General features: G+C 29.2%; 16 protein-coding genes. 13 read left to right on the forward strand and 3 right to left on the reverse strand.

Translation table 11 applies throughout. The features are described 5' to 3' along the window. Nucleotides 1–51: 51 nt before the first annotated feature. The 6 genes from ACJMML_RS07130 to ACJMML_RS07155 all read left to right on the forward strand — a co-directional run bounded on the left by ACJMML_RS07130 (nucleotide 52) and on the right by ACJMML_RS07155 (nucleotide 11,703). Nucleotides 52–2,046, forward strand: coding sequence for a CDP-glycerol glycerophosphotransferase family protein (locus tag ACJMML_RS07130; protein ID WP_405306641.1), 1,995 nt, complete (start codon nucleotides 52–54; stop codon nucleotides 2,044–2,046). Then, nucleotides 2,039–3,892, forward strand: a complete 1,854-nt coding sequence (locus ACJMML_RS07135; protein ID WP_405306642.1) for a glycosyltransferase family 2 protein — start codon at nucleotides 2,039–2,041, stop codon at nucleotides 3,890–3,892. Before ACJMML_RS07130 ends, ACJMML_RS07135 begins: the two co-directional genes overlap by 8 nt. Before the next feature lie 49 nt (nucleotides 3,893–3,941). After that, entirely contained in the window at nucleotides 3,942–5,264 is a 1,323-nt protein-coding gene (locus tag ACJMML_RS07140; protein WP_405306643.1) for a UDP-glucose dehydrogenase family protein, read from the forward strand. A 130-nt stretch (nucleotides 5,265–5,394) separates the two neighbouring features. Beyond that, nucleotides 5,395–7,986: a glycosyltransferase gene (locus ACJMML_RS07145; protein WP_405306644.1), complete on the forward strand. Its 2,592-nt coding sequence runs from the start codon at nucleotides 5,395–5,397 to the stop codon at nucleotides 7,984–7,986. 94 nt (nucleotides 7,987–8,080) lie between these two features. Beyond that, nucleotides 8,081–9,892: a glycosyltransferase gene (locus ACJMML_RS07150; RefSeq protein ID WP_405306645.1), complete on the forward strand. Its 1,812-nt coding sequence runs from the start codon at nucleotides 8,081–8,083 to the stop codon at nucleotides 9,890–9,892. Beyond that, nucleotides 9,892–11,703, forward strand: a complete 1,812-nt coding sequence (locus tag ACJMML_RS07155; protein ID WP_405306646.1) for a glycosyltransferase family 39 protein — start codon at nucleotides 9,892–9,894, stop codon at nucleotides 11,701–11,703. The genes ACJMML_RS07150 and ACJMML_RS07155 overlap by 1 nt, the downstream gene beginning before the upstream one ends. Nucleotide 11,704: 1 nt before the next feature. Here the strand turns inward: ACJMML_RS07155 and ACJMML_RS07160 are convergent, their stop codons facing one another. Continuing rightward, nucleotides 11,705–13,561, reverse strand: a complete 1,857-nt coding sequence (locus ACJMML_RS07160; protein ID WP_405306647.1) for a class I SAM-dependent methyltransferase — start codon at nucleotides 13,559–13,561, stop codon at nucleotides 11,705–11,707. 305 nt (nucleotides 13,562–13,866) lie between these two features. Between ACJMML_RS07160 and ACJMML_RS07165 the strand changes: the two genes are divergently transcribed. The 3 genes from ACJMML_RS07165 to ACJMML_RS07175 all read left to right on the forward strand — a co-directional run bounded on the left by ACJMML_RS07165 (nucleotide 13,867) and on the right by ACJMML_RS07175 (nucleotide 18,745). After that, nucleotides 13,867–15,282, forward strand: a complete 1,416-nt coding sequence (locus ACJMML_RS07165) for a hypothetical protein (RefSeq protein WP_405306648.1) — start codon at nucleotides 13,867–13,869, stop codon at nucleotides 15,280–15,282. 243 nt (nucleotides 15,283–15,525) lie between these two features. Further along, complete coding sequence (locus ACJMML_RS07170; RefSeq protein ID WP_405306649.1) at nucleotides 15,526–17,646, forward strand: right-handed parallel beta-helix repeat-containing protein; 2,121 nt, start codon at nucleotides 15,526–15,528, stop codon at nucleotides 17,644–17,646. Nucleotides 17,647–17,773: 127 nt separating this feature from the next. Then, the gene (locus ACJMML_RS07175; RefSeq protein WP_405306650.1) at nucleotides 17,774–18,745 is read left to right on the forward strand and encodes a glycosyltransferase family 2 protein; all 972 of its coding nucleotides are present in this window, start codon (nucleotides 17,774–17,776) and stop codon (nucleotides 18,743–18,745) included. Here ACJMML_RS07175 and ACJMML_RS07180 read toward each other — a convergent pair. Together ACJMML_RS07180 and ACJMML_RS07185 are read right to left on the reverse strand one after the other, a co-directional pair. Next, the gene (locus ACJMML_RS07180; RefSeq protein ID WP_405306651.1) at nucleotides 18,726–19,193 is read right to left on the reverse strand and encodes a DUF2115 family protein; all 468 of its coding nucleotides are present in this window, start codon (nucleotides 19,191–19,193) and stop codon (nucleotides 18,726–18,728) included. The genes ACJMML_RS07175 and ACJMML_RS07180 overlap by 20 nt on opposite strands. Beyond that, nucleotides 19,190–19,855, reverse strand: a complete 666-nt coding sequence (locus ACJMML_RS07185) for a histidinol phosphate phosphatase domain-containing protein (protein ID WP_405306652.1) — start codon at nucleotides 19,853–19,855, stop codon at nucleotides 19,190–19,192. The genes ACJMML_RS07180 and ACJMML_RS07185 overlap by 4 nt, the downstream gene beginning before the upstream one ends. A 63-nt stretch (nucleotides 19,856–19,918) precedes the next feature. Here ACJMML_RS07185 and ACJMML_RS07190 point away from each other — a divergent pair, with 63 nt between their 5' ends. From ACJMML_RS07190 to ACJMML_RS07205, 4 genes are all read left to right on the forward strand, one after another. After that, on the forward strand, nucleotides 19,919–21,142 hold the full coding sequence (locus tag ACJMML_RS07190) for an FprA family A-type flavoprotein (protein ID WP_405306653.1): 1,224 nt from the start codon (nucleotides 19,919–19,921) through the stop codon (nucleotides 21,140–21,142). 67 nt (nucleotides 21,143–21,209) lie between these two features. Then, a complete protein-coding gene (locus tag ACJMML_RS07195) occupies nucleotides 21,210–21,716 on the forward strand; it encodes a flavodoxin (protein WP_405306654.1) in 507 nt (168 codons plus the stop codon). 677 nt (nucleotides 21,717–22,393) lie between these two features. Next, complete coding sequence (locus ACJMML_RS07200; RefSeq protein WP_405306655.1) at nucleotides 22,394–25,801, forward strand: right-handed parallel beta-helix repeat-containing protein; 3,408 nt, start codon at nucleotides 22,394–22,396, stop codon at nucleotides 25,799–25,801. A gap of 256 nt (nucleotides 25,802–26,057) precedes the next feature. Further along, nucleotides 26,058–26,180 carry a hypothetical protein gene (locus ACJMML_RS07205; protein WP_405306656.1) on the forward strand — a complete coding sequence of 41 codons (123 nt, stop codon included), beginning with the start codon at nucleotides 26,058–26,060 and terminating at the stop codon, nucleotides 26,178–26,180. Nucleotides 26,181–26,245: the final 65 nt, after the last annotated feature.

Here is a 26,245-nt window from a genome sequence, read left to right on the forward strand (position 1 = left end):
ATTTTTAACATATACTTTAATAATATATTTTTTTCATTTTGAGGTGTTGCTTTGAAGAATTATTTAGTAGGTTTTATTCGTAAGAATATGGATAAATACATCACAAATAATATTAATAATTGTTATTTTGAGATAATTGAAAATTCTGAAAAATTTCTTTTTGAATTAAAAAATGGCATCCCTTTTGGCGATTCTTATTTAATGCTTAAAAATAGAAAAACAGGTAAAAGAATATTAAAAAAGATTCATAATTCAAAAGCACAATTATCCCTCAGTGAAATTAATGAATTTAATGAATTAGGAATATTTGATATTTATTTGATGATAAACATATTAGGTAAGACATATTTAAATAAAATCAGGTTCAATTCTCAAAATCTAAATAAGAAACTCATTGATCATGAAAATTCAAGAATTTTTGCATCATTTAAAAATAATTATTCTCATATTTCATTTAATTATTATGAAAACAATTTTATTGCAAATATTCTAGAATTTAAAGAAGATGAAGATGGATTTGTTGTTTATGGCGTGATTGAGTTTTTTGATGATTGTGATTTTGATTGTATTGAATTGAGAATTAATTCTAAAGATTTTCGAATGGATGTGCCCTGTACTTATGAGCGAAATTCTAATGAAGTAAAGTTCAAATCTAAAATTCGTTTTGATTTAAGTGAAGATTATTTCTATAATATTTTTAAATTGGAACTTAAGGTTAAAAAAGATGATATTGTTTTAAATCAATCAAAAATTAAAGGATATTATTTAGATGAAAAATCTATTTCTAATGGATATATTTTAGGAGTATTTGAAGATACTTCTGATTTGAATGATGAATTGTGTTGTGCGTTTTATTTAAATTATGATTCTAATTTATATTGTATTGTTATTAATAAGAATGATATAGATAAATTCACCCGAAATCAAAAGTTACTACATGAGTTTTATTATAGAAACTCCAAAAAACCTACCGTGTTTTTTGAAAGTTTCCATGGTAAATTTTATTCAGGGCAACCAAAATATATTTATGAAAAGATGTTAGAAATGGGTTATGATAAAACTTTTGATTTTATTTGGGCTTATGATGGAGATGTTGAAATTCCTGGAAATCCATTGTATGTTAGGCACAACTCTAAAGATTATAAAACATTCTTAAAAAAGGCAAATTATTTAGTGTCAAATATTGATTTTCCAATTTTGAAAAGAGATAATCAGATTTATTTACAAACTACTCATGGAATCCCGTATAAGCATCTTGGTGTGGATATTGATTCATCCAATTCTAAGCTTAAAAAAGGTAGGGTGGTGTTGGAGTCTTTTACATGGAATTATTTGATATCTCCTTGTGATTATGCTGATAGAACTTTTAGGCGGGCTTTTGAATATGATGGTGTTGTTATAAATAAAGGTTATCCTGCAAATGATGTTTTTTATCAAGATAATTCCAATAGAATTGTTGAACTTAAAAATAAATTTCATATTGATAAAGATAAAAAAGTAATTCTTTATGCGCCAACATTTAGAGATTATCATGTTGATATTGATAATAATGTTAATTTTGAATTATTGTTAGACTTAAAAAAATTCCATGAAAACTTATCTGATGAGTATGTTTTGATTTTAAGGTTACATTATATCCAATCTGAAAATTTAGATTTGAGTGGAGAAATTTCAGATAGTATAATTGATTTATCTAATTTGGATGATATAACCGATTTATATTTAATTTCTGATATTTTAATAACTGATTATTCATCTTCATTCTTTGATTTTGCCCACAGTAAAAAACCAATTTTATTCTTTGTTCCAGATTTCGAAAGGTATTATAACTTTAGAGGATTATACCAGGAGGTTAAGGAAGATCTCCCTGGAAAAGAAATAACTGATAATGATGAATTAATTAATTGTATTAAGAATATTGATGAGTACAATGAGAAATATAGCGAAAAATATGAGTTATTTTATAATAAATACTGCAGTTTAGGTCATGGAACAGCGTGTAGTGATGTAATTAATATTGTTTTTGGAGATGAGATTAATGAATAAATTGGATGATTCAAAAAAATATAATCTCACAGCGATAGTATTAGTTTATAATGGTGAACCTTATTTAGAGAATTGTATACAATCACTTGTTGACCAGACAATTGAAGGTTTGGAAATTTTGTTAATAAATGATGCAAGTACTGATGACAGTTTAAGCATATGCAGAAAATTCGAAAGAGATTACAATAATGTTTTTGTAATTGATAAAGAGAAAAATGGTGGTTTGGCATCTAGTGCAAATTTAGGAATTCAACTTGCTCGCGGAGAATATGTAATTTTAGTTGATAATGATGATTTTGTTCCTAGTTATGCATATGAAAAATTATATAAGAAAGCAAAAGAAGTTGATGCTGATGTTTCTATAGGTAAAGCTAATTTATTTGCAAAATATCAAATGGAAATGAATTTTCTAGATAATTTTGTATGGAAAAAAGAAAGGGTTATTACAGATATAAATGAATTTCCTGAATTATTCTTTGATGTCTTTTATTGGAATAACATTATTAAAAAGGACCTGTTAATTGATAATAATGTGATAATGCCTGAAGAAATAAAAATTTATGCTGACCGTTGTTTTACTCATAGAGTTTATTCTCATGCAAAAAAAATCTCAATCATTACAGATTGTGTTTATTTATGGAGAAAGAGAAGTGACTCTTTAAGTAGGACACATCATGATATTAAAAATTTCATAGATCGGATGGATGCTTATGATTATGATTTAGATTACTTAAGTGGTTTTTACAGAAATTATTTCAACACATTATTTAGAAGAGCTTTGATTCCTATTAAAGGAATTTTACATGATGATGATTTTGAAAAAATTTTTTATGATAGAGTGTTAAAATTATTCAAAAAGGGTCAAGAAAAGGTAGATAATATCTATGATAATAGGTTTAGTGAACTTGACAACATTTTAGCATATTTAATTATTAACGGACATCATGATGAATTAAAAGAATTGTTGCAGATAACTTTTTCAAACCAGACTGAGGTTTTCAATGAAAATGGTAAAAGTTATTGGAAATTACCTCTATTTAGAGATTCTGCATTAAATATTCCTGATGAACTATTTGAAATACGTTACTTGCAGACTCAATTTATCAATATTGAAGAAATCAGTGTTAATGAAAAATCTATCTTGTTTAAAAATATTGAAATACCTAAATATTATGATTTGGTTAAAGGGGAAATTTTATTTAAAGGCCGTGCTAATGAAAATGAAATTTACAGTGAATTTTGTTCTTCTTTTGAGGTAGAAAAAATTGATATCCCTGATAAAAACGTCTATGAGGTTGAAATCCCATTAAATGAATTAAATTTCTTTGAATTTTATGGCATTCATTTTAGATTTGAGAATAAATATGGTATGATAAAGGATGTAAAACTATCTTCTAGGTATGTTAAAAAGATTAAAAATAACAATGATAATATTAAGATTTTAAGCAATTCTAAAAAATCTCTTCGTTTGATTTCTCAACAGTTGGATAATCTCTTTGAAATTAATTACAATGATGAAGAACTGTTTATTGATGTTAGTAATTCTGATAAGATTAAAAAGAATATTAGAATATATTTAAAAAATAACACTACTTTTGAGAAAATATTCTTAGATTTAAATGACTCTAGAACAAGATATGGCTTGAAGTGGAAATTTTTCTTAGATAACAATACCAAGTATACATTTTTCATGATAATATTGGATAATAATGGAAGGTTAAAAAAAGATATTAAGATGCATGAAAGATATGTTAAAAATTTTGAGGAATTATATAGGAATAATGATGAAAATTTCATTAAATTTTATAAAACTAAGAATAATATTGTTAAATTTATATCAAAATGAATTCACAGGATATTTAACAATTATTTAAAAAAGAAATATGGGTGAATTTATGAATATTACAGTTATAGGAACTGGCTATGTGGGCCTTGTCACTGGCGCATGTTTTTCTAAAATGGGTAATAAAGTTTTCTGTGTTGATATTGATGAGGAAAAAATCAATGGTTTGAAAAAGGGGATTTTACCAATTTTTGAACCTAATCTGGACACTATGGTTAAAAATAGTTTGGAAAAGGGAGATTTGATTTTCACAACACAGATTAAAGAAGCGCTTGATAATACAAATATCATTTTTATTGCGGTTGGAACACCTATGGCTGAGGATGGTAGTGCTAATCTAGATTATATTTTTTCAGCCGCTTCGGATATTGCTAATAATATTACTCATGATTCATTAATTGTAATAAAATCCACAGTTCCAATTGGGACTTGTTTTGAAGTTAAAAAATATGTTGAGGATATTTTATTTGAGAAAAATTCATCAGTTAAAATTGACATTGCATCAAACCCTGAATTTTTAAAGGAAGGAAGGGCTATTGAAGACTGCATGCATCCGGACCGTATTGTTATCGGCGCTGAAAAACAGGAAGTATTTGAAATATTAAAAGATTTGTATTCCTCATTTGTCATTAATCATGACCGTTTTGTTTTAATGGATGTGAAATCTTCTGAAATGACAAAATATGTTGCAAATGCAATGCTTGCTACTAAAATTTCGTTCATGAATGAGGTTGCTAATATTTGTGAGGTTACTGGAGCGGATGTTCGCCAAGTGCGTTTGGGTATTGGTTCTGATAGGAGAATTGGATATGATTTTATCTATGCTGGTTGTGGTTATGGTGGAAGTTGTTTTCCAAAAGATGTCCAGGCACTTATTTCTACCGCACAATCTAATGGTTACGAACCGATGTTATTGTCTAATGTGGAAAAGGTCAACATAAATCAAAAAAAGGTCTTAGTAAACAAGGTTGTTGATAGGTTTGGTGATAATTTAAATGGCCGAACTTTTGGAATTTGGGGATTATCTTTTAAACCAGGTACAAATGATGTTCGTGAAGCTACATCACTTGTTGTAATTACTTCACTTATTGAAAAAGGTGCAAAGATAAAAGCATATGATCCTGAGGCTATTGATGAATTTAAAAAATCTATTGATAATCAATATTTAAAGTGTATAGAATTTGTAAATAATCGTTATGATGCAACAACTGATTGTGATGCCTTGATTTTAATAACTGAATGGAAAGAATTTAGGAATCCTGATTATAATTTGCTTCAAGAAAGATTAAATGAAAAAGTTATTTTTGACGGAAGAAATATTTATGATAAAAAAATAATCCAAAATGGTTTTGAATTATTCCAAATTGGTTGTTAATTAATTTTTTTGAATTTATCATATTTTTTAGAATCTTTTTTTTTAAAAAGATATATATTTTATTAGTTACTAATAATTAAATAATATATTAATTTTTAAAATAAAACTCTTATGCTTTTAGATGATTATTATGAGAATAGTTTCAATTTCTACAATTAAAAATGAAGCGGATATCATAGAATCTTTTGTCAGATATCATTCAAAAATTTTTGATTTAATGATTATTCTAGATAATGGTAGTACTGATGATACTAAATATATTTTAAATGAATTAGAAAAGGAAGGTTTGCCCTTTGTTGTTTTAATTGATGAAGATAAATATTTTGAACCACAGGAAAAATATAATTTTTTATTACATAAAGCAATCAATGAATATGGTGCAGATATTATTTGCCCTCTTGATGCTGATGAGTTCATAACATCTGATTTTGGCAATCCTCGTGAATTTATTGAGGAAATTCCAGATGATTCTTATTATACCGTGTTGTGGAGAACTTACGTTCCAACAAAACATGATGATGTTAATGATTTATTTGTTCCATCTAGAATAAAATACATCCGTGATGAAACTATTGAGAGTAAGGGTAAAGTAATTTTAACAAAAGAATTAGTTGACAAATATAATGTTAAATTATCTATGGGAAATCATTATTTATATATCTTGCCAGAATTTAGAAGTCAAATTACAAACATATCTTACGATAAATTAAATATTTCTCATTTTCCGTTAAGGTCTGTTTATCATACTATGATGAAAGTTTTAAATAATTATCCTAATAGTCGTGCAAGAAAATTTGTTTCTGAAAATCAGAGTTATCATTATGTGGTAATGTATAATAAGATAAAAGAAACCGGATCTATTGATATGGATGATGTAACTGAGTTTGCAAAACAATATTCATTAATTAATAACAAAGGAAAAGATGAATTGGATCAGGATTTAGATATTGGCATTTATGAGCATCCAATGAATTTTAGCTTTTGTGGAGATATTGATGTTAAATATCCTTATAAAGAAAATCTTTTGGGAAATTTACTTGAAACAACAATGTATTTTGCTGATGAGATTCATACCTTTAAAAATCAACTGGATTATTATAAAAAAGAACATAAAAGGTTGAAAAATAAGGAATCTAACTTAAATAATAAGATAGAAAAGAAAAATGAGAAGATTAAAAAACTTAAATCTGATTCAAAAACTAATAAAAAGAAAGTAAAAATTTTAGAAAATGATTTAAAAAACAAAGAGGATGAAATTGAGTATTTAAAAAATGAAAAACCAATTTCACTTGAGGAGGATATTGAAAATCAAACTAAATTGCCTCAAAAAATTGCATCTCCCGAATCTTTTAGAGAAAGATTATTATTCAAAAGTAATGCTTATGTGAATTATAAAACAGGATATGAGTCAACATATGCAATGTTAAAAGATAAGAACACTCAAATTAAAAGATACTGGAAGCAAATCAAATTTTTACAAAAAGATTTAAAGAATAAGGATAAAACTATTGACTATTTGCAAAAGGAATTAACTAATAAAACAGAATCAAACACTAATCTTGAAACAGAATTATCTAATTCCAAACAAATGATGCACATAATGGATAAAAGATTCAACAGACTAGATTTAAACAAAATCCCTAAAGATATGGAAGAAATTAATATTGCATATGTATTGGAATCATTTCCGGTTCTCTCTCAAACTCATATTGTTAATGAAATTAGATGGTTAAAGGAACATGGATTTAATGTTGTTGTTTTCACAAATAAAGAATCTGAAAAACCTATAGAAATAGATTTTTTTGTTGAAAAAGTTCATTTTGAAGAGATTTTTGATTTAACAGAATTATTGGTGGAATATGAAATTGATTTAATGCATACACATTTTGTTTATCCGATCTGCACTAATTTCACTTTACCAATAGCTGAAAAATTAAAGATTCCTTTTACGGTGTTTGCAAATTCCCATGATATATTTATTCGAGAGAATGATGAACGTAATAAGATTAAGCAGATTTCGGACTCCCAGTTTTGTTTAGGAATTTTCACATTGAGTGATTTTCATAAAAAATATTTAATGAGACGGGGAGCTCGTGAAGATAAACTTGTTGTTACTAAGCAGGCTGTAAATTATGAGATCGTTCCTATTGAAGAAAAAAATAATAAAATTAAAAAAATAGTTTCAATATGTCGATTTGAAGAAAGAAATGGTTTGGATGTACTGATTAATTCTGCAAAAATATTGGAAAACGAAGATTTTGAGTTTGAAATTTATGGATATGGTGATTTGCAAAACGATTTAGAAAATCAGATTAACGAGTTGGGATTAAAAAATATATCCATTAAAGGTGAATTGCTCCCTAATGAAGTTGCAGATACACTATTATCATCTGATTTATTAGTGTCTCCATGTAAAGTTGCTGCAAATGGAGATTTTATTGGATTTCCGGTAATACTTTTTGAATCCATGGCTGTGGGGGTTCCTGTATTAACCACTTCTATGTCAGCTATTCCAGAAGTCATTGTTGATGGTTATAATGGTTTCAGAACTGATAGGGGAGATCCGGAAAAATTTGCAAATAAAATTATTGAAATTTCTAATTTACCGAGTGAAAAATTATTTGAAGTTAGAAAAACTGCTCAAGAAGATCTTATTAATGTAGCTGGCATTGAAAAAACAATGAATAGGTATATTGAGCAAATAAATGAATTAAATTTATAAACTAAAAGTAAAAATTGAGATTCAGTTAAGTAAAGTTGTAATGGTCATGGATAAGTTGTATTAATATTGATAATCATGTAATTAGAGGGATAATGTGGATTTTCTTCAAAAAATCTTAAATAAAAGTAATAGTTATAATCATTATAAAAATGGTTATGAAACCTTAAAAAAAAGAGAAAAGGATTTAAAGAAAAAACAAGATAAAATAAACTCCTTAAAAAAAGAAAATAAGAATCTTAAAAAGAATAATGACCGATTATTCAAGAAATATGAAAGTGATTATTTATTTTTTGATTTTGAGGGAATCCTATCAAAATTTTATGTTTCTCCGACAATTAAATCTCCGTTCACATTTGAAGATAAACGATGTTTTGCATTTATGGATCATTTAGCAAAATATTTAAGGAACGATGTTGATGAAGATAATCAACCATTGCTTTCTATTATCCTTCCTGTTTTCAACAATGAATCTGAAATTTCAGAAACACTCAATTCTATTTTTAATCAGACATACAAAAACTATGAATTGATTATAGTTGATGATGCCAGTGATGATAAAACTGTCACTCTATTAAATTCAATTGATAACTCCAATGTTCAGGTAATTTTTAACGGTGAACGAAAAGGTTTTTCTTATTGCAGAAATTTGGCATTAAATAATGTAAATGGAGAATATGTTTTTTATATAGATTGTGGGAATGTTTGGTGTGAAGAATACTTAAAAACAATGATGGGGGCATTTTTGAAGTTATCTGATGCAAAAGCTATATATTCAGGCCAATTAGTTTATAATCATGATTGGAATAAAATTTCAGGAATACAATTTGGTGCATATAACAAATCCTTGTTATATAATAGGAATTACATTTCCTTAAGTGCCTTTGCTCATAAAAAATCTTTAATTGATGAAATAAAATTTAATGAGTCTTTGAATTCTTTAGATGATTGGCATTTTATTTTAAATATATCAAATAATTATAAAATGTATTCAATACCTATTTTACAATCTAAAACTAATATTAAAAGTAATGATGATGAGGAGAGTATTGAATTAATTCATCGTTTAATTGATAATAAAAAAGATTTTTCTTTAAAATATCAATTAACTAAAAAAATCAGCATTGTAATTCCAAGTTATGAACTCTTAGATGACCTTAAAGAGAATATTGATACAATTTTATCATTTAATTCACCATTGATTGACATTATTGTTGTTGATAATAATTCTAATGATACTGTTAAAGATTTTCTAAATGAGTTATATTCAGAAGATAAAATTAAATTAATTCAGAATGAGACTAATTATGGTTTTACATATGCCGTTGAACAGGGCATTTCTATATCTGGTGAAGACTCTGATATTTTACTTTTAAACAATGATGCTATTTTGACAAAAGGTGCATTGGAAGCAATGCAGTATTATGCTTATAAAATAGATGATTGCGGCATTATGGTTCCTCAGGAAATTCTATTTAATAGTGATTCAAGAATTAATAATAATGTTCCTTATGCGAATTTCCATTATGAATGTGATGTAACCCCATCTAAAACCCATAAAAATATTGTCAATGTTCCTTTGTTTCACGATGGTGAAATTCTGGAATTGAATTTTGCTCCGTTTTTCTGCACTTATATAAAAAGAGAGGTTTATAATAGAAGTTTAGGTTTGGATCCGGAACTTGGAAGGCATTATCGTTCAGACAGAATATTTTCAAATTATGTTCGTCATGTTTTAGGATTAAAAATATATCAAACCTCCGATGCCAAGGTGTATCATAAGTTTCAACAGGCAACAAATAAACTTAAAAAGAACAAGGATGACTTTGATTTGATGTATTCAAAAAATCAATGGGAACCAGAATTAGCTGAAAAATTAGGATATAAAACTCCTTTGTGGGACGTGTGATGATTAAAATGAATATTTCCTGTTTCTTTAATAAAATAAATTTGTATGAGGAAGACAAATATTATCTGTTAATATTGTTTGTGATTAGTCTGTTAATTACGGTAATGTTAATAAGATTTCATCAAACAAGAGGGGCTTTCTCTTCTGATCTTTATGTTTATTTAGCGGCGGCATTAGATTTTGCTGGTTTAAATGTTAATAATATTTCTAACCCCACATATTTGGCAAATTCGCCCGTAATTTGTTATTTAACTTCGATTTTATTTAAATTGGGATTTGTTGATGTTCTTTCAATATTTATTGTAACAGGATTTTTTGGAATTTTAGGAATTTTAGGAATGTATGTCCTTCTTAAGATTAGGTTTTCACCTTTATTAAGTTTCACAGGTGCACTTTTATATTCCAGTTTTTCATTAACTTTGCTGTATTTTGCATGTGGATTGTTGGACGTTCCTGCTGTTTCGATGATAATATGGACTTTAATTTTCACATTTGCCATAGATAAGGATAATAGATTTTATGTTTTAGCGGGAATTTCAGTTATACTGTCATTTTTCACCAGATATACAAATGCATATATAATAGCTCTAATTGCTTTGTATATGCTTAAAAATCATGATGTAATTGAATTAGTTAAGAATCTGATATATGACAGGAGATTATTTATTAAAAAATCAGTTGATTTTATTAAAAGTAACGAATTTAAATGGATCTGTATCTCAAGTATCATTTCGTTAACATTATTACTGTATGTTTTCCATGTTTTAGTGTCCATGGGTTCAGATTTGAGTTATTTTGGAATGGCTTCTGGATCTTTAAATCATTTTACTTCAAATAATCCTTCTAATCAAGTTAATTATATTGAAGATAAATTTTTTTATATAACAAATTATCTACATTTTTTATATTGTAATAAAATAACATTCAGCGGACTTATTCCAAAATTTAACAATCCTTCTCCTTTAGCATATCTAATACTCTTAATTTTGATATCTGGATTCTTATTAAAAGTAAAAAAATCCACTAATATTATTAAATGCTTTGTTGGAAAAATTTTTGAACATAAGTTTCTCTGTTTATTAATTTTCGTTTTATGTTGTGTTTCAATTATTGGATTAAAAACTAATTATCTGATAACTTTATTTTCAATATGGGCTATTTGTATAATTTTGATGCATTTAGCAAAAATATATTATGGAAATATTGATAATATCGGCATATCATTAATTTGTTTTTGTCTGTTTGCATTTTATTTAATTGTTTTTTCTTTAATGGATATAAAAGCCATAAGATATATTTTACCAACTTTTCCAGCATTCGTATACTTTGTGATTTATTCTTTGAATCAGGTTTTGAAATTCTTTGAAAATGGTTTTGACAATCCTAATTTAAGCGAAAATAAATTTAAAGTTAATGATAATCAGTTTATATCAAGGTTTTTAACCATTATTTTCATAATTCTGTTATTATTCATGATTTTTAATTTCACAAGTACAGTAGAATATGATAATTATGCTTTACAAATTGATTCTGTTGCTAATTATTTAATTAGCCATGATGATAATTATATGAATAAAGAAATTGGTGCATCAGCTGGAATAAGGCCTTATGAATGGTATTTCAATAAGAAGGTTGATTTAGTGAATCTTTCAGGATCTCATGCGGATAGATGGATATTTTTAGGTTTTGATTTAAAGGAATTTAATCAAACTAAGTATGATTATATTATCACTAATACTAAATGGCAGCATGAAAATTACACAAAAATTTATCAAAAGGGAAGCATTAGGTTACATGAGAGGAATTTCTAAATTATTTAAATTTTTTTTTAATCTTTCTTAATGGAGATGTTACTTTCCAAGAATGTGAATTTTCCATTATTTTTAAGTTTTTATTTAGTTTTTTGTTATTCTTTTCTAGTTTCTTATTTTTTTTATTTAGCTTTTCGTTATTCTTTTCTAGTTTCTTTATTTTTTTATTTAATTTATTTATCTCTTTTTCTTGGTCATTTGATAATTTTTTATAATGATTTAAATCATGAATAATTTGTTTTCCTAGTATAATCTTCTGTTTAGGAAGAACAGGTCCGCCTACATATTCCATAAAATTGTCTTCCCAATTCTGGAATGTAGGAATCCATTTTTTATTTAATTTTAAATTATCAAAAATTTCTTCAATTGAAAAATATTTCCTAAAAGTATGATTATGGTGAGATTCATAATTTATTGACCTCCAAAAAATAAATTCAATTGGAATTGGAAAATCAAAACACCACTCATAATCGATAACTAAAAGTTCATCATTCACATAAAACAAATTATTAAAAATAAAATCTAAATTAGAGACTTTATGACAGTGTAAAGGTTCATTAATTTTTTCTTCTCCGAACACCTCTGAAAATTTAGAAGTATGATAATTATCATTTTTTGAAGAATTGAATTTAATAGCGTCATAAATGTTTTTTAATTCATCAATAGCTTGTTTTTTAGAGGAATCTTTAAGTAAGAAATTCGTTATGATATTTGATATATTTAATTCATCAATATAGGAATAAACTAAATTTTCATTTTCTAAAATACTGTCTAAACATTTTATTTTACCAAAATAATTTTTTGAGTATGTATTCATATTTTCAAGATGTTTTTTAGAGGTTGGGTTCAAAGGAAATTTAGATACAACAATCTCATTATCTTTTTCATAGATTTGTGTTCCGGTTCTAAATTGCTTTTTTCTACGAGCACTTAATTTAGAATATTTAATCTTATCTGTTTTTGATATGGATTTATCATGTCTAAGTTCGACTAAAAATGAGTTAGCAAAATATTTAGAAATATTCTCTTTTGATAATGTTAAATTCATGTTTCCATCATTAAATAGTTTAATTTTTTCATAATCATGATTTGGTGCATTAGTCAAAACAGGCATTTCTTCTATTAAGTCATCAGTGTGAATAATTTTTGGAAACTTATAATCAGGATAAGGGTAAAAAAATTTATAATTATCAAAGCCTGCTTCTTTAATAACTTCTTCTAACTCAAATCGAGAAAAAGTTTTAACATTATCAATGTTTAGATAATTGTCAATACCTAAAAAGCTTTGGGCTAAATGGTCTTCTTTTGATCCTGAAAAATATTTTAATCCTATTCGATTTTCAATAGCAACTAAAATCACACCATCTTCTTTTAACATACTTTTAATTTTTTTTAAAAAATCGACATGAGGATTATCTGTTGGTGTAAATCGAGTAGCATATTCGAGAACGCCACATAAAATAATATAATCGAATTTTTCCTCAAATTCCATATTATTAAGATTTCCTGGAAAAATTTCTAGATTTGAGTGATTTTTATGTCTGTTGTATATAATTTGTGATCTTCTATCAGTTAGTTCAACAGCTGTAACTTTTGAAACTTTATTACAGAACAGTCCGGTTAATGCTCCACAACCTGCACCGATTTCTAAAAGATTTGCATCTTCTTTAAAAGGATACCAATTTAATAAATTTTCTCTTAAATAAGATAAATGATAAAATACTGGCCAGCGTGAATCATTAATTAGAATTGATTCTAAATCATCAGTACTCTTAACTATATTAAGTATTTCATCCTCAATTGAACCGTCACTGTATTCAGTTTCATTATTATAAAATTTTTTATTAATAGTTGCCATTTAAAAACCACGCAATTTTACAAATATTATAATATAATGTTTTAATTTTTATTCTTATTAAAATTTCCTTAAATTTAAATTATAATAATTAATTTTCTCATATTATCGATATTTAAATTGATTAGATAATAAGATGGGATATTCAATTAAAAATAACAAAATACCCCATGATTTTAACAAAATTTCTGTTAAAATTAAATTATTTTAAATAAATAGTGAAATCACACATTTTAAAAGAGTTATTTATCAATTTAAATATAATGATAATTATATATACTATAAGACTATGAAATATTTTATAATTAGTGGGTGATTTTATATCAATTAAAGATAGTTTATTAAATTTTACTGGTGGAAATAATACTTTAAAAAAACATTTAAATAAAAAAAGTATTGAAAATTATTTATTCACTTTTGATTTAATGGAATATGACTTTAAAACTGTTTATAAAACATTTGATGTTTCATATTTTACAAAGGATAAAAATCTGTTAATTAATAATTTAGTTGATTTAAATGAGTTAAAAAATTATGAATCAATTGAAAAATCAACAGATCAATTAATCCTAATTTTAATCAAAAAATTCAAATTAAGAATTTCTTTAAGAAAAAATAATAATTTTTCTAAGCAGATTTTTATTTCTGATGATTATAGTTTTGAACCAGATATATTAAAACATTATAATCCTATAAAAATTGCAATCGTTAAGGATAATTGGGATAAATGGAATAATTTGGAAAAATATGATTACATATTTACGTTTAAAGATCATGTTAGGGATTTAAAGGAATACGGTTCTGTTTTTCCAATTGAAGAAAAATCTCTTTTTAATGAAGTGAAATTTATTTTAAATGATTTATATAGGCGGAAATTTAATAAATTCTATCTTTTTATTAAAGATGTTAATTTTGATAGGGTTTTTCCTAAAATGCCCGATTATTTCAGGATTTTAAATTCAGAATACTTTGATGACCAGTGGTATAAAGATACATATAATTTAGAAGATAACACTGATTCAATTATTCATTTTTTATTAATTGGTGCTGAAAAAGGATATAATCCGGGACCTAATTTTAGTATCTATGAATATTGTGAATGCAATAAGGACGTTAAATCTAAAGGACTTAACCCATTAATCCATTATGAGTTGTATGGTAAAAAAGAGAATCGTGTAATTAGAATTGATGAAATGAATAAACGTGATTATGATTTGATATTGAATTCGCCTTATTTTGATAAGGAGTGGTATGCAAGCACTTATGATTTAAGTGATGATGTTGATTGCGTTGAGCATTATTTGCATAAAGGTTATATTGAAAGGTATAATCCGGGTCCTGATTTCTATACTCAGGAGTATTTTGATAGTAATAGGGATGTAAAAAAACTTTTAATAAATCCTCTGGTTCATTATGAATTAGTTGGAAGAAAAGAAAATAGAGAAATCTATTTTTCAGATGAAAGGCGTCAAGATGATTATAACCTGATTTCAAATTCTCCTTATTTTGATAAGGAATGGTATGTAAGTACTTATGATATAAATGAGGGTATGGATCCTGTTTTGCATTTTTTAAATATTGGTTATGCAAAGGGGTATGACCCTAGTCCTGAATTTAGTGTTAATGGATATCATACTACTTATCCTGATATCAAAGAGCATGGAATGAATCCTTTGCTTCACTATGAACGTTATGGTAGAAAAGAAGGTAGGAAAATAAGTTAATATTTCCCCAAACCCTATTCCCTAAAAATTCGAATCACTTAAAACCAGATTTTAATAGAATATTCATTTTAGAAAAGTGGATGTTAATGATATTGGCAGATTTTGTTCCATTTTAATAAAAAATTAGTTCATGTTCGTTAATTTCATTGTAAATTTTTAAAAATGTTATTAGAGGCTAATTGATTAAAATTTATATATTAAATTGCATATAATTAAATTTAATAAGAAAAATTGGGGAATTATTTGCAAGGGATATCTAAAAAAATATTGCTGATATTTTTTATTTTATTTTTTACAATCAATATAGTTTGTGCTGAAAATAATACTGATTCGTATTCAAACTTAACAGACCATATTAATGCTCTGGATGATAAATCAATTATCAATTTAACTTCTGATTATAAATTTGATGATAGTGTGGATGATGAAGATGGTGTCATTATCTCTAAAAATGTAACTGTCAAGGGCAATGTATACATTGATGGAAATCATCAGGCAAGAGGATTTTTAATTGAATCCAACTGCAATGTTGTTTTAGAGGATTTGACATTTAAAAATTGTTTCAGTGAAGACGATGGCGGTGCGATTTTTTTAAGCAGAAATTCCAATTTAACCTTAAAAAATTGTATTTTCAATAGTAATGAGGTTTACAATGCCAATGGGGCGGCCATTATGTCTGAAAGCACAACCAACATTAATATCTATTCATGTATATTTTCCAATAATACTAGCATTCGTGAGAGTGACCTGGAATGGAATCAATTCAAAAAAGGAATGGGCAGTGCTTTATGTGTTGGAATTGATTCCAGTCTTAATATTTATGATTCTGTTTTCAAAAGTAACAATGCTTACCTTTCAACAATTCTTGTTGTTAGTTATAATGATGTTACCTATAAATTATCCACTTTATTTATTCGAAATTGTTTATTTGAGAACAATACTTCAAGAACTAATACTGCAATTTATTTGGATGAATTTGGAAAGGGTGAGATTTTAGATTCCATATTCAGAAATAATGTAGCTACTGACGTGGGAGGAATTGTCACTTTTGATGCTTCTATTCAGGCTGTTGTTAAAAATTGTCTCTTTGAATCAAATCATGCTATAAAAGGGGGTGCTATTTATATTCATCCTTTCAATGGCAATGGTAGTAATGTGTTAATTGAGGGTTGCAATTTATCTAATAATGTTGCTGAAAAAAATGGTGGGGCAATTTATGCAAATTCTGCTAATTTGGAGATTTCAAATTCCAGTTTCAATCAAAATACTGCATTGGGTAATGGTGGGGCAATTTATGCATATAAAGGTATAACAAAGTTCATGTCTTTGAATTTCAATAATAATAGTGCCAAATATGGGGGTGCAATCAATTTATTGAGTGATAATATTATTATAAATAATAGTATTTTCATTCAAAATAATGCATCTAAAAGAGGTGGTGGTGTTTATTGTAAAAAGATTCAAGTTTCAACTTCAAATTGTATATACATTAGCAATAATGCACCAATAGGGGCAAATGTCTATGGTATATTTCATCTTTCCGTAAAACAAACCAGAATGTATTTCAGGGATGTTCAACTATCAATAAAGTTATCGTCTCCTTGGAAAGTGTCTCTTGCGCAAAAATTCCAGTTAAAATTCCTATCCGGAAGCAAAACTTATAAGACTGATTGGCTGGAAACTTCTTCGAAAGGCATGCTGAATTTTATTGTCCCATTTGATTTAAAATGCGGTAAGTATTCTTTGAGTATTAAGACTGACTCTTGGCTTTGTGATTATGAACCCATTACAATAAATGTTATTAAGGCACCGGTAAAGTTGGTTTCAAAAAAGATTTCTGCAAAATATAATTCCGGCAAATCATTCAAGTTTTATGTTAAAAATAAGGAAACAAATAATGTAATCAGTGGGGCTTGCGTTAAGCTGAAAGTATATTCCGGTAAAAGTCATTATACATTGAATCTTAGGGCCAATCAAAATGGTTTGGTTGAATTTGATACATCTGGACTTTCTTTGGGAAAACATGTCGTTAAGTTCTATGCCGGAGATAAAAACATCCAATTTAAAAATGAAAAATCTGAAATAAAAATATCCAAAGGATCATGTCATGTTGTTGCACCTAAAAAAATTAAGAAGCATTCCAATTTAAATGTTAAGATTTTAACTATTATCTCTAAAAAGCCTATCAAGAAAACTAAGTTTCAGGTTTCTGTCAATTTCAAAAAATATAATCTGAAAACAGATTCTAATGGAGTTTTGAAAATCAAAACCTCAAAATTGGCCAAAGGGAAATATCCTATCCACATCAGGTTAAAAAATGAGAGATATAATATTGATAAAAGAATCTCATGCAAAATAATTTAATATTGGTTCTATTTTTGTAAAATTATCATGTTTGGATGATATAAATTATTTTTAACATCAGAGTAAATTATTAATTTAGAAATTTAACTTAACTAATTTTTTATACAATAATCTTTAAAATAGTATCATGGTAAAGATATCTGTTATACTTCCGGCTTTCAATTCTCAGAAATATATTAAAAAGTCAGTTGAAAGCGTTTTGGCACAAACAATGGGTGATTTTGAGTTAATCATTGTGAATGATGGGTCAACAGACAATACCTTGGATGCTATTAACTCATTCAGCGACGATAGAATCAGAATCATCAACCAATCAAATCAGGGTCCAGGAGCAGCCAGAAACAATGCTCTGAAAATGGCCAATGGGGATTACATAATGTATCTGGACTCGGACGATTGGTTCTGTCCGGATGCATTGGAGATTGCCTATGGGGAGATCACCAAATTTGGCACGGACTTGACATTTTTTCAGATGATCAACTATGATGGTGAGAAGTATTATGGTAATGACTGGTTTGACATGAAAACTTTTGATGAGAACTTTGAAAACAGGGCTTTCAAACCTCAGGAAACTCCAGGTTCGATATTTGACCTGTCAGTTGGGGTTTGCCAGAAGATTTACAGCCATGAATTCCTCAAAAGAATCAATGCAAAATTCCCTGAAGGTATATTCTTTGAGGACATGCCGTTTTTTTACTATGTTTTTCTGAAAGCTGAAAGAATCTCAATATTAAAAAAGCCATTGTATGTCAGAAGAAAGCACACCAAATCAATCACCAATGTGGTTGACGAGAAGTTCTTCGACACGGTGCCTGCCGGACAGGAACTTATGAGAATCTTTATAGAAAATGGATGGTATGATGCATACAAGTTTGACCTACTTGCCTATAAAATCAATGGGCCTCGATTTGCTCTGAGGGACATGCCATTAAAAGACAAACCTCATATGTTTGATTTAATTAAAAGAGACTATGAATCAATTAAACGCACTCAATATTATGAGGACTTTTTGACTCAGCTTGGTCCGGTAAAAAAGAAGTTCTTTTTGGATGTCTTGTCATCAAAAGATTACTGGGAATTCAGTAAAACATCCCGCTGAATCCCATATTTTTACATACGCAGTACCTGCAAAGTGACCTTTCGTCATGAAGGGCTGTCAAGCGAGGTTTGCAGTAGTATTCGCCATTTGAATAGTGCACATCATCACTTTTATCTTCGGAAAATGGATGAAGTGGCTTTTTGGCAATCAACGCCAGATACAAGGATATGTTTTCGGTGAATCGTTTGGTCTCATCATCTCCACCGGCATACCTTTCAAAATAAAACCCTATGTCTGCACGCATATTCTTGATGACGCCGTCCTTTATTTCAAAGTCATCGGTGATTTCCACAGCATAAATCTCGTCATAGACTTCAGAATTGTATTTGGCGAGTTTTTTTGTTAAAGGATCCCTATATCGTGGGTCGGTTACCTTGTTTCTCAGATAGTCTATTGGATAATTTTCCAGATCTTTTCTAATCATTGACAGCAGTTTTGATGCCTTCATAAAATCCCTTTTTTGGAAAGCAGTTCCCTTGGATTGTCTACAATTGCATTCATTGCCTCTTCATGTGTCAGTCCCGCACCTAAAGCGATTTCATATGACTTTTCAAAGGTTATGATGTTGTCAGGTGAGTGTGTATCGGTGTTCACGAGCAGATTGTTTCCAACTTCACGTGCAATGTTTGCCACATGGCCGTTTCCAAGACAATGTCCCTGCCTTGCGGAAATTTCTAAGTAAATATCGTTTTCCTTTGCGATTTCAGCTTCCTCAACGGTAATCAGACCAGGATGGCCTAAGATGTCAACATGTTCGGATTCAACAGCCGCCCTGTTGGTTCCTGGAGTAACTGGTTCGTTCAATGTCTCTCCATGAACAACCACAATCTTAGCGCCCAAATCCTTTGCGCGAGCGGCAATCCCGTCAATTGATTCGCATGGGGCATGGGTCACTTCTGCACCCAAAACGACTGTAATGTCCCAGTTGCTGTTGATGTCATCAATTGCATCCTGGATTGCAGGTATAGTATCAACGTTTGACCAGTCCACATGGTCTGTAATAGCTATGGCTTCATGGTTCAGTTTCAATGCCCTTCTTGCAAGTTCTGAGGGCAACAGTTCCCCGTCACTGAATAAACTGTGCATATGTAAATCAATTCTTTTTGTCATATAATAATTTATATAGAATATAGAATATATAGTTATATAACCTAAAAATTTTGAGGTATAAAAATGAAAGCAAAAGCAGTTAAAATGGCAGATGGTGTTTATTGGGTTGGTGTAATCCATTGGCACAGCAGGACTTTCCATGGATATGGAATTCCGGGAACCACATACAATGCATACTTGGTATTCGGTGAAGAAAAAACCGTATTGATTGATAATGTTTACAGAGGAATGTTCGAGCAGTTCGATGCAAGAGTAAAGGATGCATTCGAACAGGAAGGCAAAGAATTCAAGATTGACGTATTCGTTCAAAACCACTCAGAAATGGACCATTCCACATTCTTAAGACAAACTATAGAAGAATACAATCCTGATGCTGAAATCTATGCATCACAAAATTGTATAAACTTCCTTGAAGCACAATATCACAATTTCGGTGATTTAGAAATCAACGCCGTTGCAACAGGTGATGAACTGGACATCGGAGGAAGAACTCTAAAATTCATTTCCGCACCAATGCTTCACTGGCCTGACAGCATGTTCACACTGCTCGCAGAAGAAGGCATACTGTTCTCAAATGACGCATTCGGACAGCATGTGGCTCATTCCAAAAGATTCGATGAGGATTATGACACAAACTACCTTCTTAGGGAAGCACAGAAATACTATGCTAACCTGGTGACTTTAGGCTCCCCAATGCTTAGGATGAAACTGGATGAATTGACCAATACCGGATTAATCAATGACATCAAGATGATTGCACCTTGTCATGGTCAAATCTGGAAAAATCCGGCTCCAATTGTTGAAAAATACACAGAATGGGGATCCGGTGTATGTAAGGACAAAATCACAGTTATCTTTGACACCATGCACCACTCAACCGAGAAATTGGCATACCAAATTGCTGAAGGTATCATGAGCGAAGGAGTTGAAGTTGCAATGTACTTCATGCAGGAAGACGGACCTGATGACGTAATTACAGATATTCTGGACTCCAAGGCAATTGCACTCGGTGCTCCTACAATGATGAACAAGCCGTTCCCAAGAATCGGTAACATGATGTACTGGCTTGACTGTGTCAACTTCAAAGGAACCGGGAGCGAGAAAAGCGCTTTAATCTTCTCATCCAAAGGATGGGGTGGAGGAGCTGTTGCAAAACTCCAACGTGACCTTGAGGAAGCAGGATTTACCGTAACCGATACATTGGATGTATTGTTTGTACCTGATGAAGACGTTTTAGCTGAAGCGTTTGAAAAAGGAGCAGAACTCGCTCGTTCAATTAAGGAATAGTCAATAGACTATTTCCCATTATTTTTTTTAATTCTTGATTGTTGATAATCGCAACTAAGGTGATGATATGTCAAGCATTGTAATATATTTTTCAAGAAGTGGTGAAAACTACTTCGGAGGAGAACTCAAAAACATTGAAAAGGGAAATACCGAAGTGATTGCCGAATACATCCAGGAACTGGATGGTGCAGATCTGTTTAAGGTTGAACCGGCAGTTGAATATCCTGCAGACTACATGGAATGCATCGATGTTGCCCAAAAGGAACAGCAGGCAGATGCAAGGCCTGAAATCAGGGAAACTTTGGAAAGCATCGCCGAGTATGATACAGTATACATCGGCTTTCCGAACTGGTGGGGCACATTGCCTATGCCAATGTTTACCCAATTGGAACAACTGGATTTTGCGGGAAAAACTGTAAAACCTTTTGTAACACATGAAGGATCAGGTTTTGGCTCATCACAAAAGGATTTGGCGAAACTGTGTGAAGGTGCAGACATTAAAAATGGTCTGTCAATTCCCGGCGCAAATGTATATGATGCAAAGGAAACCGTAAAATCCTGGATTGAAGATTGATTCAATTTTCAATTTCTTTTTTTATTATTTGATTAGGAAAACAATATTGATATTAGATTGTTTTTGTCATATATTTTTCATATTTCTTTTCCATAAATGGGATTATGTAAACTATTTACTACATTAGTTGAATGGTCTCGCATTCCTTATAGTTACTTTTTAAATAATATTCATGAAATAAAATATGTTTATGTATTATTATTTTTGTTATTTTGTTCATTTATTTATATTTTTTATTATCAAAAGTTTTAAATAATAATGTATATTAATATATTTGTACGCAATAGTTATTTAAAAAAATATAGTTATTGTTGAAAAATGAATATTTTTTAAAAAATATTTATTTAAATAAAAATCAATTAATAAAAATTTGATTTATAGATAATTTAAATAATATATCTATGATTTATTGGGTTAGATCAAATCTTAAAGTAAATATAAAAAATCAAATGTTCGCAGAATTTGGCTGAAAATGATTGGTATTTTTCGGTTTAGTGTTATTGATAATGGGGCATGATTGGTCAATTCAGTCCTGTTTCGCTATTGATAGGCATGCTGATAATTGGGAATATTATTTATTAAGATGTTTAAATTAACTGGAATAAATTTAATTTATATTATTAAATTATTGAATTTGATTAGTTTATGTTTGATTTGACTCTCTTTTGAGGGAAAAAATGAAATTTAATAAACTATTTAAAATTTTATTGGTATTGATTGTATTATTAGTATTTTTGAATGCTGTTGCAGCTTCAAATGAAATGGATTCATTTGGGGTTGGAGCAGAAGATGGTAATTTGGCTGTAGAAAATAATGATGTTTCTGACACTTTAAGTGCTGGAAACAGCTGGTATGTAAAAGCAGGTTCAACTAATGGAGATGGATCACAAGAAAAGCCCTATGTTAATTTAAAGTCTGTAATAAATAATGCTAATTATGCTGAAAATGACATAATCTATGTTATGGATGGTACATACAGCGGTCAATATAATAGAGGTATTAATTTAAAGGAAAATACAACTGTAATGGCATTTGAGGGTGCAAAACCAATATTTAATGCTCAAAAGTTTGATTCAATATTTTCCCTTTCCAATGATGGTGTTGTTCTAAAAGGTTTAACATTAATTAATGGTGGCGGAACTGAGGGTACAACAGCCCAAGGTGCAACTAAATGGTGTGGAGGAGCAATATTCAATTCTGGAAATAATTTAGTAGTTGATAATTGTACTATTAAAAATGGTGATGTGTTAGCCTATGGAAGTGGAATTTACAGTAAAGGTAAAAATACTGAGATCAAAAATTGTTATTTCACTGGCAATACTGCACAAAATGGTGGTGCAGTTGCAATTGATGGGCCTAATGCAAGGTTAATTAATAATAATTTTTATAAAAATTATGGGCAATATGGTGGAGCCATAAACATTTATAATTATGGTGGAGCTATAATAGCAAATAATACTTTTGAAAGAAATTATGCAAATTATGGTAACGGAAATGGATTTGCTGGTGCTATTTATGCACGTGCAGGAAATAATCTCATAAAAAATAATACTTTTGACAGAAATTCTGCAAATAGTTATGGTGGAGCAATTTGTCTTGTGAATCCCGATACAGTAGTTGATAATTGTACATTTAAGAATAATCAAATATTTAATGATAATACTGGTTCAAATCTTGGTGGAGCAATTTATACTCAGGCACCATCCAACATTACTAACTCTAAATTCATAGATAATGCCGTTAGAGATAATGGTGGTGCAATTTTTGTTAAAGGAAGTGACAATTTCATTGAAAATTGTACATTTGATAAAAATTGGGCTGCCAGAGGTGGTGCAATTTATATCGCAGAATTTGTTTCAAATAAAAACATTATAAATCCTGTAATAAACAATTGTACTTTTAATGAAAATGGGGTTGATGAAAGTAAAGGTGGAGCAATATACTCTTATGCAATTAATACAACTGTAACAAATTCCAAGTTCAATAACAACAAAGCAATGTTGGGAGGAGCAATTGTATATCAAAATGGTCGTAATTTTTTAGAGAATGATACTTTTGTAGAAAATACTGCTGGAAGATATGGTGGTGGAGCAATATCCAGTACCAAGCAAGGAGATACCATAAACAACTGTACATTCATTAAAAATCATGCTAAAGGATATGGTGGGGCTATCGGTGCTGATTATCCGACAATCACAAATTCAAAATTCATTGAAAACACAGCTTTCCATGGTGGAGCAATTTGTACAATCCTTGCAAATGTTTCAAATTCAGAATTTTATGATAATTCCGCCGATGATGGTTGGTATATAGTGGCTGCAACTGAATTGATTGAAGACAATAACATTCATCCAGAACAAAATTCCATTTCATTGCATGATGCAAAGTATATGGATATGTCTTATGATCCAGAAAATGGAATAACACATGTGGATGGCTATACTGCCTTTTGTGTTGAGGAAGACGCAGATGTTCCAAAGTATGGTGTATTGTGGAAAGATTTAAGGTTTTTACAAAACTCATTATCTGAAGAGTATGTAGGTGAATATCTTAAAATTCTAATATTCAAATATTGGAATGACGAATCTGATTATGCATCATTTGTAAATTTAATAAATATATTCACCGACCATGATTTCAAAAGCAGCAACAACGCGATTGTTAATGACGTGATTTCATTGTATGATTCCGGATTCAGAGTTCCAACCAATGGAGCATTAAAATTAAATCATGACGGAACTGCTGTGGTTTACAACTTTGGAGAAATCATTGTCCCTTCATCCACTCAAAACGTATTCGTGTTCACTGTAAACAAGACAAATTTGACAGTTGAAAAAGAGGTTTTAACTAATCCTGTAGTAATCGGAAAACATGTTGACTTCAATATCACTGTTAAAAATACAGGTGAATGCAATCTTACATCAGTGTGGATAAATGAAACAGGATTCAGCAATGGATTGGTATATGATTCATTCAGATCCCCATTCAATTGGACTTATGATGCTACTAAAAATCTTTGGATACTGAACGAAACATTAGAAATTGGCAAAACTGCATTTGTTATTCTAACTTTCAATGTAACTGATTCAGGAATAATGGAGAACAACGTTTCTGTAGGATTTTCCAATCACACTTTCGGAAATGACACTGTCATTTTCCCTGTATATATTCCGAATATGACTGTGGAAAAAGTCTCATTGACTCCGGAAGTTACAGTTGGAATGCCTGCGTTTTTCATGATTCGCATCAACAATACAGGTGAATGTGAATTAAGCAATATTAATGTTACTGAGATGAATTCTCAAGGTTTGAGTTATCAGGACTTTTCCGATTCAACTGGCAAATGGATTTTCATCGGTACAATGGACAAGCCTAAATGGCAATACAACGGCACCCTGCAAATGGGCGAGTCTGCCGAGATTATGGTAATATATAACACTTTAAAGGCAGGTACCTTCACTAATGTAGTGGCTGTTGACAACAATCAGACAGAGGGCAGCGGTAAAAACGACACCGTTATCCATGAACCTATGTTAAGTGTGGTAAAAATTACCATGACTCCAAAGGTTGCTGTCGGCGAGTTGACAAGCTTCTTGATTCGTGTCACAAATACAGGAGACTGTGATTTGGATGATGTTTATGTAAAAGAGCTCAAATTTGATGGTTTGGTATATGATCATTTCACATCAGTATCCGGCAGATGGTCCTTTGACGGCAAAAACAAATGGACTTATGATGGCATTTTGGCTGAAGGTGAAAGGTCTCAATTTACAGTATTCTTCAAAACCATAAAGGTGGGTAATTTCACTAACATTGTTGTTGCAGGAAGTAATTCAACCAATGAAACAACTGCAGAGAATGTTACAGAAACATTTGATAATAAAACCGACAACAACAATACCAATAATTCAAATGACTCAAATAACACAAATAGGAAAAACGATACAAACACAACTTCTCATGTACCTAAAGATTTGAAAGAAACTGATGTGAACTTAAAAAGGGCAACTGGTAATCCGCTGTTTGCGCTATTGGCTGTTCTTTTGATCCTTAGTGTATCAGGAATTAGAAAATTTAAAAAATAATAGAAGTTTTTTAACTTCTATTCTTTTCTCTTTTTTTTTTTAATGTTTAATTTTAAAACTTTTTTTTGAACCGTTCGCCAACACTTTTGTGCACATATGAATCTGCTTTTAGATTATTATAATGTGTTTATCCATTGTTGATTCTGGCGTATGCTGTGCAAAGAAAAGCGTTCATGTCTCGTTTAATGAATAGGTTTATATATGATATTTTCCAAAATAATATTTAGGTATAACTAAATTTATGTGAGGTATAATTATGAGTGATATGGCCGAAGCAAGAAGACATATGCATGAAAGGCAAGAACGAGAAAAGAAAAACAGTAAATCCAAAGTCAGAAAAGTTAAAAACTTCTTTTTTGGGTGTTGTAAAAACAAATGATCTTCGATTAATCTTTTATTTTTCTATTTTTTTTCAAATTAGACTACTTTTAAAAAATTTTAATT

It is taken from the genome of Methanobrevibacter sp. (genome assembly GCF_045130115.1).
GTDB lineage: Archaea > Methanobacteriota > Methanobacteria > Methanobacteriales > Methanobacteriaceae > Methanocatella.

Coding starts and splice junctions, on each gene's coding strand:
- ACJMML_RS07190 (WP_405306653.1), top strand. CDS start 19,919: ATGAAAGCAAAAGCAGTTAAAATGGCAGATGGTGTTTATTGGGTTGGT.
- ACJMML_RS07200 (WP_405306655.1), top strand. CDS start 22,394: ATGAAATTTAATAAACTATTTAAAATTTTATTGGTATTGATTGTATTA.
- ACJMML_RS07175 (WP_405306650.1), top strand. CDS start 17,774: ATGGTAAAGATATCTGTTATACTTCCGGCTTTCAATTCTCAGAAATAT.
- ACJMML_RS07145 (WP_405306644.1), top strand. CDS start 5,395: ATGAGAATAGTTTCAATTTCTACAATTAAAAATGAAGCGGATATCATA.
- ACJMML_RS07135 (WP_405306642.1), top strand. CDS start 2,039: ATGAATAAATTGGATGATTCAAAAAAATATAATCTCACAGCGATAGTA.
- ACJMML_RS07195 (WP_405306654.1), top strand. CDS start 21,210: ATGTCAAGCATTGTAATATATTTTTCAAGAAGTGGTGAAAACTACTTC.
- ACJMML_RS07140 (WP_405306643.1), top strand. CDS start 3,942: ATGAATATTACAGTTATAGGAACTGGCTATGTGGGCCTTGTCACTGGC.
- ACJMML_RS07160 (WP_405306647.1), bottom strand. CDS start 13,561: ATGGCAACTATTAATAAAAAATTTTATAATAATGAAACTGAATACAGT.
- ACJMML_RS07155 (WP_405306646.1), top strand. CDS start 9,892: ATGATTAAAATGAATATTTCCTGTTTCTTTAATAAAATAAATTTGTAT.
- ACJMML_RS07180 (WP_405306651.1), bottom strand. CDS start 19,193: ATGAAGGCATCAAAACTGCTGTCAATGATTAGAAAAGATCTGGAAAAT.
- ACJMML_RS07205 (WP_405306656.1), top strand. CDS start 26,058: ATGAGTGATATGGCCGAAGCAAGAAGACATATGCATGAAAGGCAAGAA.
- ACJMML_RS07185 (WP_405306652.1), bottom strand. CDS start 19,855: ATGACAAAAAGAATTGATTTACATATGCACAGTTTATTCAGTGACGGG.